10 protein-coding genes and 1 pseudogene are annotated in these 15,199 nt (G+C 45.6%); 10 read left to right on the plus strand and 1 reads right to left on the minus strand.

Annotation, left to right across the window (positions count from 1 at the left end; genetic code table 11):
* Nucleotides 1-164: 164 nt before the first annotated feature.
* The 6 genes and pseudogenes from MSHOH_RS00405 (at nt 165) to MSHOH_RS00430 (ending at nt 9,962) form a co-directional block, all read left to right on the plus strand.
* Nucleotides 165-2,123, plus strand: coding sequence for a hydantoinase/oxoprolinase family protein (locus MSHOH_RS00405; protein ID WP_048136653.1), 1,959 nt, complete (start codon nt 165-167; stop codon nt 2,121-2,123).
* Between the two features lie 217 nt (nt 2,124-2,340).
* Nucleotides 2,341-3,488, plus strand: a pseudogene (locus MSHOH_RS00410) (IS256 family transposase).
* A 139-nt stretch (nt 3,489-3,627) separates the two neighbouring features.
* Nucleotides 3,628-4,914 (plus strand): type III ribulose-bisphosphate carboxylase, encoded by a 1,287-nt coding sequence (rbcL, locus tag MSHOH_RS00415; RefSeq protein ID WP_048136654.1) that lies wholly within the window; start codon nt 3,628-3,630, stop codon nt 4,912-4,914.
* Between the two features lie 111 nt (nt 4,915-5,025).
* The gene (locus MSHOH_RS00420; RefSeq protein ID WP_048136655.1) at nt 5,026-6,117 is read left to right on the plus strand and encodes an L-threonylcarbamoyladenylate synthase; all 1,092 of its coding nucleotides are present in this window, start codon (nt 5,026-5,028) and stop codon (nt 6,115-6,117) included.
* 110 nt (nt 6,118-6,227) lie between these two features.
* Nucleotides 6,228-6,473, plus strand: coding sequence for a hypothetical protein (locus MSHOH_RS00425; protein ID WP_048136656.1), 246 nt, complete (start codon nt 6,228-6,230; stop codon nt 6,471-6,473).
* 36 nt (nt 6,474-6,509) lie between these two features.
* The gene (locus tag MSHOH_RS00430; RefSeq protein WP_048136657.1) at nt 6,510-9,962 is read left to right on the plus strand and encodes a DNA polymerase II large subunit; all 3,453 of its coding nucleotides are present in this window, start codon (nt 6,510-6,512) and stop codon (nt 9,960-9,962) included.
* 362 nt (nt 9,963-10,324) lie between these two features.
* Here the strand turns inward: MSHOH_RS00430 and mmp10 are convergent, their stop codons facing one another.
* Complete coding sequence (gene mmp10 / locus MSHOH_RS00435; RefSeq protein ID WP_048136658.1) at nt 10,325-11,560, minus strand: methyl coenzyme M reductase-arginine methyltransferase Mmp10; 1,236 nt, start codon at nt 11,558-11,560, stop codon at nt 10,325-10,327.
* A 420-nt stretch (nt 11,561-11,980) separates the two neighbouring features.
* Here mmp10 and mcrB point away from each other — a divergent pair, with 420 nt between their 5' ends.
* From mcrB to mcrG, 4 genes are read left to right on the plus strand one after another with little or no spacing between them, the layout of a single operon-like run.
* Complete coding sequence (mcrB, locus tag MSHOH_RS00440) at nt 11,981-13,285, plus strand: coenzyme-B sulfoethylthiotransferase subunit beta (RefSeq protein WP_048136659.1); 1,305 nt, start codon at nt 11,981-11,983, stop codon at nt 13,283-13,285.
* A gap of 24 nt (nt 13,286-13,309) precedes the next feature.
* The gene (gene mcrD / locus MSHOH_RS00445) at nt 13,310-13,822 is read left to right on the plus strand and encodes a methyl-coenzyme M reductase operon protein D (protein ID WP_048136660.1); all 513 of its coding nucleotides are present in this window, start codon (nt 13,310-13,312) and stop codon (nt 13,820-13,822) included.
* A 6-nt stretch (nt 13,823-13,828) separates the two neighbouring features.
* Nucleotides 13,829-14,449: a methyl-coenzyme M reductase I operon protein C gene (gene mcrC / locus MSHOH_RS00450; protein WP_048136661.1), complete on the plus strand. Its 621-nt coding sequence runs from the start codon at nt 13,829-13,831 to the stop codon at nt 14,447-14,449.
* A 1-nt stretch (nt 14,450) separates the two neighbouring features.
* Nucleotides 14,451-15,197 (plus strand): coenzyme-B sulfoethylthiotransferase subunit gamma, encoded by a 747-nt coding sequence (mcrG, locus tag MSHOH_RS00455; protein WP_048136662.1) that lies wholly within the window; start codon nt 14,451-14,453, stop codon nt 15,195-15,197.
* Nucleotides 15,198-15,199 lie beyond the last annotated feature (2 nt).

Below are 15,199 nucleotides of genomic sequence, written 5' to 3' on the forward strand. Positions count from 1 at the left end.
TTTTACTGTTCTTTTCTTTGTTGTCTGCACCTATTCTTTTCTTTTAATATTTCGCCACTTCTATTATTTCATCCCCTTCAATATTTCATTCCCTATCAGAACCTTATACTCCTGTAAAATCCTGGTCGGCTATGTTATATTTTTTTGAAAATAAACTATAAACTATGAGACTCGGTTTAGGAATCGATACTGGTGGAACGTACACGGATGCCGTCTTAATGGATCTTTCAGAAGGCAGGATTCTTGATTTTAATAAAGCACTAACAACGCATTCCAATCTGGTTGAAGGGATAGAAAATGTGGTTGCGGGCTTAAAGCAGGAGTATTTGAAGGATATAAAACTGGTCTCAGTTTCCACGACTCTTTCTACAAACTCCACACTGGAAGGCAAAGGTCATCCAGCAGGTTTGATCCTTGCAGGCTATGCCGTTAAAGGGGATATCCCGACACGTGAAATGATTTCAATAGATGGCGGCCATGATTCGAAAGGTAATGAGGTTAGCTGCCTTGACCTTAAATCTGTAGAACAGTTCGTTAACAGTACCGGAGGCAGGCTCTTTTCATATGCCGTATCTTCTTACTTTTCCGCACGGAATCCTGAACACGAGCTCTCAGTGAAAAAAACGATAGAACAGCTGACCGATAAACCCGTGGTCTGCGGGCACGAACTTTCCCTAAGCCTGGGAGCTTACGAAAGGGCTGTAACTGCAGTTCTGAACGCTCGCCTGATCCCGATAACTTCTCAGTTTATTCGGGCCGTTCTATCGGTAATGGAAGTAAGAAATATCAAAGCTCCCATGATGGTAATGAAATGTGACGGCTCCCTTACACGCATAGAAGAAGCTCTTGAAAAGCCTGTGGAGTCAATTTTTTCAGGCCCTGCCGCAAGCCTTGTAGGGGCAGCCCATATAAGTGGCTTGAAAACTTGCGTAGCTGTGGATGTGGGAGGGACAAGCACCGATATTGCTCTGATAGAAGACGGAGTTCCAGAGATCAGTGAAAACGGAGCTGTAGTGGGAAACTGGAAAACTATGGTCAGGGCAGTAAAAATAAGAACTTCGGCTATGGGAGGAGACAGTCACGTCTGGGTACAGAGAAAACTCTACATCGGTCCGAACAGGGTTATTCCCCTGTGCCTTGCAGCTTCAGAATATCCTTCTCTTGAAGACAGGTTGAGGAAAGCCGAGAAAGTTTCGGACAGGATAATGGATGATATCTTTCAGCCAGTGAGTTTCTTTGTCAGGAGCGGAAATCCTGAGTCGGATGATGATATTCATGCCCTTAATTACTCTATCGAGTTTGAACTGGAAAATAATGAACGCCAGGTCCTGGATACTATAGGATACGAACCTATGTCAGTATCCGAGATTGCAAAAGCAGTTGAAAAACATCCCCTGCAGTTTGTAAAGGCTCTTCGCTCCCTGGTCCAGAAGCGCTGTATCTATCACATAGGTTTTACACCTACGGATGCCCTGCATGTGCTCGGAGAATACGAGATGTGGAACAGCAGTGCTTCACTGCTTGGAGCAGAGCTTCTTGGCAGCTATCTTGGGCTGGACCCTGAAAGCTTTTCAAGGGAAATAAAAAGGACTTTCGGAAGGAATATCGCTCTTGACCTGCTGGCATTTTTTACAAAAGATTTCAAGCGTGAAGACCTCGAGAAACTTCTGTCAGCCTCCAGCTTCACAAAATTCAAAATCAATATTCCGGTAGTAATGATAGGGGCTCCTGTAAAAGCATACGTGCCCGAGCTCAGAGAATTTATTGATGCGGATATCCGTGTTCCGGAGTTCCATGAAGTAGGTAATGCCGCAGGAGCTCTGGCTGGCAACATTATCAAGAGAAGTGAAATTTTGATCAGGCCGGTGGGTTCCGGAACCGAGCAATACCACGTGTTCTCTGAACTGGAACGGAAAGTTGCGGATAATTATCATGAGGCTGTGGACTACGGAATGGGACTTATGGAAAAATTGATTTTCGATCATATGAGCGAGTATGGGCTTCAAAAAGAGCAGATCCGTCTGGATCTTGAAAGAAAGGACCTTGATCCGGGTTTCGGTGCTCAGAAAGAGACCCGCCTCATAGGTCTTGGGATAGGAAATCTTTTGAGGCTGGAGCAGTAAAGAAGGTTAAAGGAAGGTTATAGGAAAAATTTTAATTTCCAGAAGTTCCTTTCATCTCTTTATCTCTTTTTCTTCTTTTTCCACATAAAATAGCCAAATTTCGTTTTTTGTTTTATTTTTATTTTCGATTAAATATCTTATTGTATGAGTAAATAAATTTTATCAATCTTCAGTTACTTCCTTCAAGGCAGTGTACCGAAAGTTCTGTAAAATATGATTGACTCTATATCCTTTTCCTTTCACCACAAAAAAACAGGATGCAGAGTCAATGGTTAATGTCGTCTCATTTATAAAAGATTATCTTTTCGATCAGGAAGATGGAATTCGCCAGTTAATTACCTGGTTTTTAAACCTTGTAATGGAGGAGGAAGCCCTCCTCCAATCTGGTGCAAAACGTTATGAGAGGACTGATTCTCGCAAAGCTAGTAGAAACGGTTACAAACCCCGTACTCTCCTGACCAAGTATGGAGAACTTGAATTATTAAAACCTCAGTTCCGTGAGTTTCCCTTTGAAACAGAGGTTTTTGAGAAGTATTCAAGAGTTGAAAAGGCCATTTTAGCTGCCGTGAGTGGATCTTATCTCCAAGGTGTTTCCACCCGAAGGGTGGATAAGATCATGACTGCTTTAGGAGTAGAGGGAATCTCAGCCTCTTCTGTTTCCAGGATTACTAAAGAACTTGATCAAAAGGTTGAAGAGTTCTTATCAAAGCCAATAGAACACGAAATTCCTTATCTGTTTATCGATGCGACTTATCTCAAAGTGAGAGATGGACTTCACTATGAAAATAAAGCTCTTTTCATAGTTGCCGGAGTCAGGGACGACGGTTATCGTGAGATTCTTGGAGCAAGATTAGCAGACAGTGAAGACTCTCTATTCTGGCAAGATCTATTCGAAGACCTTAAAGTAAGAGGGTTAAGAGGTGTCAAGTTAATTGTTTCTGATGGTCATAAAGGAATACAAAAAGCAGTTAGAGAGTCCTTTGTTGGATCAAGTTGGCAAATGTGTCATGTCCATCTGATAAGACAAGCCCTAAAAAAGGTTCCAAAAAAGAAGCATTGGTAGACCGTCAGAAGTTAAAGGAATTGATTAGAGAACTGGATAAAATGGGATATAAAAGCGCAGCTGATACACTTGAAAGTTTCCAGTATGATGTAATGAATTATATGCAGTTCCCGGAAAATCATTGGAGAAGAATAAGGACAACAAATATCATGGAGAGAACTAACAAGGAGATAAAAAGAAGAACTAAGGTAGTAGGGGCATTCCCGAGTCAGGAATCAGTATTGAGACTACAAGTCTCAATACTGATTGATATTAATGAAGAGTGGATTACAGGAAATAAGTATTTAATAATGGAACAGTAATCAAAAAAGAAGAGGAAAAAGGTATAGAGAATTTTACAGAAATTCAGGCACACTGCCTCCTTCAACGAAGAAGATTATTGTATTTACTGGGTTTTACTTAATTTTATTATAAATTGATTTATATTATGGAGAAAACAACATGCTTAGGGACTACATAGACATAGGCTACAGCCCCAAGGGCACAGATCTGATCTGTGAATTTCACATAGAACCGTCAGCAGGCGTGAATTTTGAGGAAGCTGCCACTCATATGGCAGGGGAAAGTTCCATAGACTCCTGGACTGAGATTGCTACACTGAGTCCCGAACTTGCAGAGAAACTGAAGCCCCATGTTTTTTTTGCGGATGAGAAAGCTCAGACTGTAAGGGTGGCTTATTCGGAAGACCTCTTTGAACTGGGTTCTGTCCCACAGGTTCTCAGTGCTGTTGCAGGAAATATCCTGAGCATGAAAATCGTTGACAATCTCAGGCTGCAGGACATCACCTTCCCGAAGTCGATGCTCAGTTCGTTTAAAGGCCCGAACTTCGGGCTGCCCGGGATCAGGAAACTTGTGGAGGTGCAGGACAGGCCTCTTATAGGGACTATTGTCAAACCGAAAGTCGGTCTGAACTCAGAAAAGCATGCTGAGGTTGCTTACAACTCCTTTGCCGGGGGCTGCGACCTTGTTAAGGATGATGAAAATCTGACTGACCAGAAATTTAATGGTTTTGAAAAGAGAGCCGAACTTACTCTGAAGCTCGCAGAAAAGGCAGAGTCCGAAACAGGGGAAAAGAAGATGTACCTCTGCAATGTCACTGCCCCGACCTGTAAGGAAATGATCCGCCGCATGAATGTCCTTAAAGACCTTGGTGCCAGTTACGCAATGATCGACATCGTGCCTGTGGGCTGGACTGCAATTCAGACCCTGCGCGAAGAAGCTGAAGATGCCGGGCTCGCTCTTCATGCCCATCGCTGCATGCATTCAGCCTACACCCGGAACCCGCGCCATGGGATAAGTATGCTTGTTGTTGCCAAGCTCTGCAGGCTGGTAGGGCTTGACCAGCTTCACATAGGCACTGTTGTCGGAAAGATGCATGGAGAAAAACATGAAGTCCTGAATCTCAGAGATCAGTGCGTGCTCAACAAAGTGCCCGCGGATGAAAGCCAGCATGTCCTTGCCCAGGACTGGGGAGGACTGAAACCGATGTTTCCGGTAGCATCCGGAGGACTTGCCCCCACAATGATCCCTGACCTTTACTCTATCTTCGGAAAAGATGTTATTATGCAGTTCGGCGGCGGAATTCATGCACATCCGATGGGCACGGCAGCCGGAGCCACTGCCTGCAGGCAGGCCCTCGAGGCAAGCCTTGAAGGAATCAGCCTGCAGAATTATGCGAAGGACCACAAAGAACTTGAAGTCGCTCTCGGAAAATGGCTGAAAAAGTAATCAGCTGCGTCAAACCAGATCGCACAACTATCAGTAAAAGTGGAGCCGTTTACAGGCTGTGAATTGTAGAAAAAATAGCAGGATAATAATGAAATAAGGAGTTCACCTTCGGTGCAGACAGAAAACGGAAAAAAAAGAGAGACCCGATTTTTCCGGGTCTCCGAAGAGAATTTTGATGCCATTCTTGATGAGGCTGCGATGATTATTCGAAGGGGCGGAACAGTTGCCTTCCCCACGGAGACCGTTTACGGACTTGGGGCAGACGGGCTGAATCCCGATGCCGTCCTGAAAATCTTTGAGGCAAAGGAACGCCCGCCAGGGAATCCTCTTAGCCTCCTTATCTATTCTAGAGAGAATCTTGGAAAAATCGCAAAAAACATTCCTGAAAAAGCTATCAGGCTTATGGACGCTTTCTGGCCCGGTCCCCTTACGATCGTGCTTGAGAAAAACGATATTGTTCCGGAAATCACTTCGGGAAACCTGTCTTCAATAGGTCTCCGTATGCCTGATCATAGAATTCCTCTGGAACTTGTAAAAAGGTCAGGCACTCCACTGGCTGCTCCGAGTGCGAACCTTTCTGGAAAACCAAGCCCCAGTCTGGCAATCCATGTGCTGGCTGACCTTACCGGCAGGATTGATGCGGTTATTGATGGCGGGGGAACAGCCATAGGGCTTGATTCAACCGTGATTGATATGACAGTAGAACCGCCTGCTGTGCTCAGGCTCGGAGCTGTGGGAATTGACGAGCTTGAAAAGGTTATAGGTAAAGTCAGGCCCATGTACTCGGGAGCTGAAACCGGGGCCGGAGAGTCTATACCTGAAAAACGGGCAGGCCAGAAGTACGGTCACTATACTCCTGATACGAAAGTTGTGCTTGTGGAAGGGGAAAGAGACAGGGTTTCTGAAAAGATTGGTATTCTGCTCAAAGATTGCCTGAGCAAAGGACAGAAAGTCGGACTTTTCCTCAGTAATGAGACCGCAGGTTTTTTTACTGCTGAAGGATTGAGTGCCCACGAATGCTTTTTACTGGGGTCTCGCAAAGAGCCGGAAGAAGCTGCAAAGAGATTGTTTGAAGGGCTCAGGGCCCTGGACGCAAAAGGGCTTGATGTAATCTTGGCTGACGGTTCCTTTTCCCTTTCAGGCCTTGGAGCTGCTCTCCTTAGCCGGTTAAGAGAAACTGCCTCAGTAAGGTACGTTGTTTAAATCTGAAATGCCGGTTAAATTGCAAGACTATAAGTGAGAGTTTGACACTCATATTTGACGTTTAAATTTTGATAGTTATTTTATTTGTTCAGGTATCTGGAGAGATCTTCTTGAAGGCGGAAAAAAGAGAAAGGATGGAAAAAATGCGTGCTTACAAAAAAGTCCGGCAGCAGAACAAAAAAACGACAGGTGTTAGCCTTGCAATCCTGGCTGCAGGTCTGCTTTTGACAACTTTTAATATAAATATTCTTGATATTGATATCGGGTATTATCTCCTCTGGGCAGGGGTTTTTGTTTTCTTTGTGACTTCAATGCAGGGACTCTTCGCTGCCGGATCCCTGCGCAAGCAGAGATAAGTTTTTTCTTTCTTTTGTTAAAAGGGGCTTTTCAAGATGGGCGAGACTATTGCAAGTGAAGAAATGCATGAATACTTCGACAGGCTTGAGGCAAGGTTAAAAGAGGCAATTGAGATTGCAAACAGAGCACGAGCCCGGGGTGGAGATCCAAAGCCCGTTGTGGAAATTCCTCTTGCTAAAGACCTTGCAGATAGGGTCGAGAACCTTATCGGGGTCCAGGGAGTTGCTGCAAAGATCCGGGAACTTGAGACAAAGATGTCCAGGGAAGAGGCTGCTCTCGAAATCGGGCGACAGGTCGCCGAAGGGATGGTAGGAAGCTTTCCTACAAAGAAAGATGCAGTGGAAGCCGCTATCCGTGTTTCCATGGCAACCCTGACCGAAGGGGTGGTTGCAGCTCCTATTGAAGGGATTGACAAAGTAGACCTCGGGAAAAATGATGACGGTTCTCAATATATCAGGATCTTTTATTCCGGACCTATCCGGAGTGCGGGAGGGACTGCACAGGCACTTTCTGTCCTGGTCGGCGATTATGTGAGGCGTGGGATAGGGATTGACCGCTATAAGCCAAGAGAAGAGGAAGTGGAGCGGTATGTGGAAGAAATCCTGCTTTACAAAAGGGTTGCAAGCCTGCAGTATACGCCTTCCGAAGACGAAATCCGTTTGATAGTCCGGAACTGCCCTGTCTGCATTGACGGGGACCCAACTGAAGAAGCCGAAGTCGAAGGGCACAGGGATCTCGAAAGGATAGGAACAAACCGCGTCCGAGGAGGGATGTGCCTTGTGCTTGCCGAAGGGCTTGCCCTCAAGGCTCCGAAGGTCAAAAAGCATGTGAATAAATTGAAAATGGACGGATGGGACTGGCTCGAGACGCTTATCGGAGGAGCTAAAAGCGGAGGGAGCGCTGAAGATGAGCAGAAAAACAAGATCAAGCCAAAGGATAAGTATATCCGCGACCTGATTGCCGGAAGACCTGTATTCTCTCACCCCTCAAGGCCAGGAGGTTTCAGGCTGCGGTACGGGAGGTCAAGAAACACTTCTTTTGCTTCGGCAGGGATCAGTCCTGCGAGTATGGTTCTGCTTGATGATTTTATTACTAACGGGACGCAGCTTAAGGTTGAAAGGCCCGGAAAAGCTGCGGCAATGTCTGCTGTGGATTCAATAGAGGGGCCGACTGTAAGACTTTTTTCGGGAGATCTTATCCGTATAGATAATATAAAGGAAGCATATGAACTCCGCCCGCAGGTTGAAGTAATTGTCGATATAGGAGAAATTCTTATCAACTACGGGGACTTCCTGGAAAATAACCATCCTCTCATGCCTTCTCCTTATGTTTTTGAATGGTGGCGTTACGATTACGAAGCAGCCTGTCCTGAAATGATTCCTGAGGAAGAGCTGAAAAACCCGTCTGTTACTCTTGCCCTCAGGCTTGCAGGGGAATATAATGTGCCATTGCATCCGAAATTCACCTACCTCTGGCATGACATAAACCGAAATGAGTTTGAGGCTCTCAGAAGGTTTGTGGTTGAAAAAGGGATCTTTCTGAAGGGTGAGCTGGATGGGGAAGGAATCCTCAAACTGCCCCTGGAAGTTTCCGTTGAAGAGAACATAAAACCGGTGCTTGAAAAGCTTCTTGTACTGCACAGGGTAAAAGAAGGTGAGATCCTTATCGAAGAGGCTCTTCCTTTTATTTTATGCCTAGGGCTTGATAATTCCCTGAGAGAAAAAGCCAGCATGCCGGATACCGATAATATGGTAGAAGCTGCAGGTGTTTTGAGCAGGTTTAAGGTTTACCCCAGAGCTCCTTCAAGGATAGGGGCAAGAATGGGAAGGCCGGAAAAATCCGACCTGCGCAAGATGTCTCCTGCGGCTCAGGTTCTTTTTCCTATAAACAATGCAGGAGGAATGACGCGCAACCTTGTCTCTGCATCAGATTATACTTCTTGCATGAATGCGAAGATCGGAGAAATTGAAGTGGAGCTGGGGCTGAGGGAATGCCCTGCATGCGGGAAAGAGACTTACTTCTGGCGCTGCGAATGCGGAGAATTTACGAATCCCAAACTTTCCTGTCCCCGCTGCAAGATAGATGTGAGGGGTGCCGAGACCTGCCCCAAGTGCGGGAGAAAACCGACTTCCGTTGCAAACGTAAAACTGGACTTCCGTTCCATTTACAAGCAGGCTTTTGAGAACATTGGCGAAAGGGAAAAAATGGATTTAATCAAGGGAGTAAAACGGCTCATGAACGGGCAGATGACTCCAGAACCTTTCGAAAAAGGAATCCTGCGCGCAAAACACGATGTCTACATTTTTAAGGACGGGACTGTACGCTACGACATGTCCGATATTCCCCTTACTCATATCCGGGCTGATGAACTCGGAATTACGGCAGCCAAACTCCGGGAACTCGGTTACATAGAGGATATTTATGGAAAATCCCTTGAGAGGGATGATCAGGTTGTCTGCTTGAAGGTGCAGGATCTTGTCATCTCTTATGACGGGGGCGAGTACATGCTGCGCACGGCAAAATACGTGGACGACCTTCTTGTGAAGTATTACAAGGTAGAGCCATATTACAATGCTGAAACTATCCAGGATCTCGTGGGGGCACTGCTCATAGGACTTGCTCCTCATACTTCCGCAGGAGTACTCGGACGCCTTATAGGATTTACGAAAGCTTCCGTAGGTTATGCTCATCCTTTTTTCCATGCTTCAAAACGCAGAAATTGTGACGGGGACGAAGACTGCATAATGCTCCTTATGGATGGAATTCTTAATTTTTCAAGGTCGTATCTGCCAGACAAAAGGGGAGGAAAGATGGATGCTCCTCTGGTGCTGACTACCCGGATCGACCCCAAGGAAGTGGATAAGGAAGCCCATAATATCGATGTTCCTGCGCGTTATCCTCTTGAGTTTTACAGGGCTACGGAGGAGATTAAAAACCCGACTGAAATTGAAAGCATTATGGACCTTATCAGCAGCCGGCTCGGGACACCTGAGCAGTACGAGCATTTCATGTTTACGCATGATACTTCAGATATTGCCGCGGGTCCTCTTAACTCTTCATATAAGACCTTGGGAAGTATGATTGAAAAAATGGAGGCTCAACTCTCTCTGGCCAGCAGAATAAGGGCTGTAGACGCGCCTGACGTAGCCGAAAGGGTTTTAAAATCTCATTTCCTTCCGGATTTGATCGGAAATCTTCGTTCTTTTTCCAGACAGCGGATGCGCTGCATCAAGTGTGGAGAGAAGTTCAGGCGTCCGCCGCTTACCGGAGCCTGCCCCAAGTGCGGAGGCAATGTGGTATTGACTGTACATGAGGGCGCTGTCCGCAAATATCTTGAAATCTCAAAAGAGATAGGAGAAAGGTATGGAGTTTCCAGCTATACCAGACAGAGGATCGAGCTTCTTGATTATGACATCTGCTCTTTGTTTGAAAACCATAAGGTTAAGCAGCTGGGACTTTCAGATTTTATGTCCGGATCTGCGCGCTAAGGTGAAGAACAAAGAGCGTTAAAAATCTGAAAAAATTTCTTACTACCTTCTGGAAGGAGATAGGGCAGTCTAAAAACCGAAAGAAATAGAAATGTTTATTAATAATGCCTCCAAACTTCCCTGCAGGATTTTTTTTCTTCCGGAAAAGAGGTCTTTTCATTCTCTGGCTTTTTTTTACTGACCAAACCTCTACTATTTAACTGGATAATTTTCTATTGATTTTTTTCAGAATTATATAATTTACTATAGATTTATATAGTATCTGTTTCAATATCTATACTTCAATCGGTATCTTTTTTTTGTTAATGTTTGGCTCTCTCTGGAGTTCGACTTTAATGTATTCTTCATGGTAGATTCAGGCTTCATTTTACAGGCAATCCCAGAGAGTTAATCTGGTTAATGAGCTCCGTGAAGTTCTCTATTTCCAGTTCCAGAACCTCTTCTCTGGTCATGCCTATGGACATTTCCCCATCCACGGAAAGGCTCTCTGGACCTCTGCGCACAATTCTGTCCACCCCATCTCTTTTTAGAGCTTCTTTAACTTCCATGTCATGGGCAAAAGCTCTTCCCGGAATAAAGACAGTTTCAGTCACCGCAGAGAGGTCAAGGCTTTTGAAATCGTCAATAGTAGCCAGACAACCTATATCTTTTTTCAACGGAACTATGTTTACGGTCCCTCCAAGAGCTTCAAATATTTCGGTAAGCCTGGGGGCTGCTACCTGTCCGGTAATAACAGTAGCTTTTTTGGTAACTCTGGGAAGTTTTGAAAGGGCTTCGGGAACGTTGCGGATTGCAAAAGGTGAACCAATCAGGGGGTCCTCCAGTGGTGTTCCTGTAATTCTCATGGAAGGATATTTTGCTGCGGAACAGCGCACAATCTCAGTAAATTCAGATACCGTATGCGGGATTATTCCTGGAATAATAGGGGAATTCTCGAGAATCAAACCGTTTTCCTGGAAGTTTGCAAATCTCATAAGAATAGCTCCCTTTGCACCCATGGCTTCCAGGTCACTGAGGGTCTTTTCAAGAACCTCTCCATCGTTTACTCCCGGAAGGAGGACTATTGCCCCATAGACTTCACAGTGAGCACAGAAATCCCGAAGAACCTGAATCGAAGCTTCGGGTTCAGGATCTTTCATGTATTCGGCTCTTAAAGCCGGGTCTGTTGCAAAGACTGTGAAACTAACTTCTGTAACTCCATGATCTATGTAAAATCGAGCGTCATCAGGTTTACTGAAACCTTTTCCGCTGGTGTATCCCAGATGTATGGGGGTGCCGAACTGAGATAGAAAAATAATGAGATTCTTCAGTTCGGGATAGCAGCTTAAATCTCCTCCTCCACTGACCGTAAATTTTTTTACTTCTCCTGTTGTGAAATAGAGTTTGTTTGCAGTTTCTTCGAGTACCATCTGGAGTGACTTGAAGCCTGAATACGATTCTTTTACGCTGCGAGTACAGTAATCACACCCTTTTTTAAAAGGGAGGCAATACTTGCAGCCTAGGGGCTGAACTTCTTTGACTTTCTTAAAATAACAGTATTTGCAGAAGCCTCTGCAGTCTACCCCGGGATTTCCGCCTACGTCGACAACTACTTCCATATCAAACTTTCGTATTATGAGGATATTACTAAATCTTTTTGGTATGATTCTGCTGGTTGAACTCTAACATTTTGAAAAAAATTTCTTAATATTGGGCATTTCTCAGAAAAATATATAAATAAGTCATTTGGCAAAAATCCGATAATTTTAAGCAACGTTAAAAAATCATTTTCCTATTGATGCTGTTTTTTAATATAATTCTAGAAAAATACATTTCGTCTTAATAAAATGAATTTTAAAAAAATACATGAATTCATCTAGCGGAGAACACAAAAGATTTAAGTACCTTCTAAACGAATGAGATTTCATTGGGAAAGTGGACACTTAAAAACGACGCGGTACTTGATTTATTGAGTGCGAAAGCACTTGAGTAGGTGACCAGTCCCAAAATGATTTTAATAAATTAAGGAGGAAATTAAAGTGTCTGACACAGTAGACATCTACGACGACAGAGGAAAACTGCTCGAGAGCAATGTCGACATAATGAGCCTTGCTCCAACAAGAAACGCAGCAATTAAAAAGATTATCATGGACACCAAGAGGTCCGTTGCAGTCAACCTCGCAGGTATTCAGGGCGCACTTGCCAGCGGCAAGATGGGCGGAAAGGGCCGTCAGATCCTGGGCCGCGGGCTCAACTACGATGTTGTAGGCAACGCTGAAGCTATTGCAGAAAGTGTTAAGAACTATGTTCAGGTCGATGAAGGCGACGACACAAACGTTAAAGTCCTGAAAGGCGGAAAGAGCCTGCTCATTCAGGCCCCAGCATCCAGAATGATCGCTGGTGCTGACTATATGGCCTCCACCACAGTCGGTGCAGCAGCAGTTACCCAGACTCTTATTGACATGTTCGGAACCGACATGTACGATGCACCCATCGTAAAGGCTGCTGTCTGGGGAAGCTACCCGCAGACAATGGACCTTATGGGCGGACAGGTTCAGAGCATTCTCAGCATCCCCCAGAACAACGAAGGTCTTGGCTTCTCTCTCAGGAACATCATGGCAAACCACGTTGCAGCAATTGCTAACAGGAATGCAATGAATGCATCAGCTCTCTCTTCTATCTATGAGCAGGCTGGTATCTTCGAGATGGGTGGCGCAGTCGGTATGTTTGAGAGGCATCAGCTCCTCGGTCTCGCATGCCAGGGTCTCAACGCCAACAATGTGCTGTACGATGTTGTAAAGGAAAACGGCAAGAACGGTACCATTGGAACTGTTATCGAATCAATCGTTGGCAGGGCAATTGAAGCCGGTGTTATTTCCGTTGACAAGACCGCACCCTCTGGATACAAATTCTACAAGGCAAACGACGTCCCAATGTGGAACGCCTTTGCAGCAGTTGGTACCCTTGCAGCCACTCTCGTAAACTGTGGTGCAGGACGTGCAGCTCAGAACGTTTCCTCAACACTTCTCTACTTCAACGACATCCTTGAGAAGGAAACCGGTCTCCCAGGATGCGACTACGGTAAAGCACAGGGTGTCGCAGTAGGGTTCTCATTCTTCAGCCACTCCATTTATGGTGGCGGTGGACCTGGTGTCTTCAACGGTAACCACGTCGTTACCAGGCACTCAAGAGGCTTCGCAATTCCCTGCGTATGCGCAGCAGTAGCCCTTGATGCAGGTACCCAGATGTTCACAATCGAATCGACATCCGGCCTCATTGGTGATGTGTTTGGTGGAATTCCTGAATTCCGCGAGCCAATTAAGGCAGTTGCAGGAGTGCTCTAAACAAATTAGTTAAAAGGTCTAAAGATGTCAGACTCTGCTTCAAACACAGAAAATTCCATTCAAATCGAAATCTTTCCCATTAGAATCCTGTCCCCTGATACTGCTCAGAAACTCCTAGTCGAGCTCTCTCAGATTGACGGGATACTCCGTGTTATGATCCAGGGCCCGAGACTTCCCGAAAAGGTGTCTTATGGCCCCGGTACCGGGGAAAAGGTGGAACATCCTTTAAGAAAGCCTATTCGGATCGGAGATCAGGTTATTGAACTCAAGATCAGTGTGGGCAGGATAAGGCTTGAAGTCGCAAACGCCGAAGTTAAAGAAAAAGTCAGGTCAACTTGTGAAAAAGTGCTCCCGTTCTCTTTTGAATTCAGGGAAGGACATTTCCTCAGGAAAAAGCCTACAGTGACTGACTATGCTAAACTTGGTCCTAAAGCTGACCCTCGCTTGCTTGGTATGGTAGACCCCAAAGCCAAGATAAACCAGCTTGTCTTCATTGAGAAGCAAGAGAAAGAAGAAGATGAAGACAAAGATGAGTGAAAAGATATGATGATCGATCGGGAAACACAGGTAGTTGACTGCCGATGCGGCGGAGGACTGGGCAGAGGAGGAGGGCTTGCTCAAAGAGGCACTCTTTCGGAGGCCGGCCGTGCCGACGTGGTAGCCATTGCTATGAGTCCCGGACAGAGGCATATCACAAAACCGGTGTGCGAGATAACATACGGCATGAGGAGAGAAAACATTCAGGTGAGCGTACTTGTACTCTATTCAGGCTCAGGGATCCCGGAATCAGGTATGAGGACAGGATCATTTGTATTGAGTCCGGTAGAAGTCGCACAGATTGAAATGCATAAGCTGGCTGTTATTCACCTCGGAAATATCAAGGATCATGTAATCAGAAAAACCAGGGAAATCCTGAGTCAGGCAAATATTCCGGCAATTGTTGTCAGCCAGATTCCAGTGGATTTTGAAGATTTTGCAGAAGCAGGGATAAAGACGAGATTAGTGATGCCAAGGGATGAAAACACTCGTACCAAAGGAATTGTAATGGATATGGTAAGCGGAGTTACACGCGGTGACTTCTGTCCCAGGGATAAACTAAATTTAATCGTGAAATACGTCAAGACGACATTAGACCAATTAGAAGATCATAAAGGAGTTGCATGAGATGGCATACGAAGCACAGTATTATCCAGGCGCTACATCAGTCGGCGCTAACAGAAGAAAGCACATGTCCGGAAAACTTGAGAAACTCAGGGAAATTTCCGACGAAGACTTAACTGCAGTCCTCGGACACCGTGCCCCAGGGAGCGACTACCCGAGCACCCACCCACCACTCGCAGAGATGGGAGAACCCGCATGCTCAACACGTGAAAATGTTGCTCCAACACCCGGTGCAGCAGCAGGTGACAGGGTCAGGTACGTCCAATTCGCTGACTCAATGTACAACGCTCCGGCTACCCCGTACTTCAGATCATACTTCGCAGCAATCAATTTCAGAGGTGTAGACCCAGGTACCCTTTCCGGTCGTCAGATTGTCGAAGCCCGTGAAAGAGACATGGAACAGTGCGCAAAGGTTCAGATGGAAACCGAAATGACTGACCACGCACTCGCAGGTATGCGTGGTGCAACTGTGCACGGTCACTCTGTCCGTCTCCAGGAAGACGGTGTAATGTTCGACATGCTCGACAGAAGAAGACTCGAAGGCGGCGTCATCATTATGGATAAGGACCAGGTTGCAATTCCACTCGACAGGAAAGTGAACCTCGGCAAGCCAATGTCCAGTGAAGAAGCTGCAAAGAGGACCACCATTTACCGTGTGGACAATGTAGCCTTCAGAGACGATGCAGAAGTCGTTGAATGGGTACAGAGAATCTTCGACGAGAGAACAATTTACGGATTCCAGCCGAAATGAGG

The organism is Methanosarcina horonobensis HB-1 = JCM 15518, from assembly GCF_000970285.1.
GTDB lineage: Archaea > Halobacteriota > Methanosarcinia > Methanosarcinales > Methanosarcinaceae > Methanosarcina > Methanosarcina horonobensis.

Excerpts from the sequence above, each read along its gene's own strand:
- MSHOH_RS00405 (WP_048136653.1), top strand. The coding sequence starts at position 165 with ATGAGACTCGGTTTAGGAATCGATACTGGTGGAACGTACACGGATGCC.
- rbcL (WP_048136654.1), top strand. The coding sequence starts at position 3,628 with ATGCTTAGGGACTACATAGACATAGGCTACAGCCCCAAGGGCACAGAT.
- MSHOH_RS00430 (WP_048136657.1), top strand. The coding sequence starts at position 6,510 with ATGGGCGAGACTATTGCAAGTGAAGAAATGCATGAATACTTCGACAGG.
- mmp10 (WP_048136658.1), bottom strand. The coding sequence starts at position 11,560 with ATGGAAGTAGTTGTCGACGTAGGCGGAAATCCCGGGGTAGACTGCAGA.
- mcrD (WP_048136660.1), top strand. The coding sequence starts at position 13,310 with ATGTCAGACTCTGCTTCAAACACAGAAAATTCCATTCAAATCGAAATC.
- mcrC (WP_048136661.1), top strand. The coding sequence starts at position 13,829 with ATGATGATCGATCGGGAAACACAGGTAGTTGACTGCCGATGCGGCGGA.
- mcrG (WP_048136662.1), top strand. The coding sequence starts at position 14,451 with ATGGCATACGAAGCACAGTATTATCCAGGCGCTACATCAGTCGGCGCT.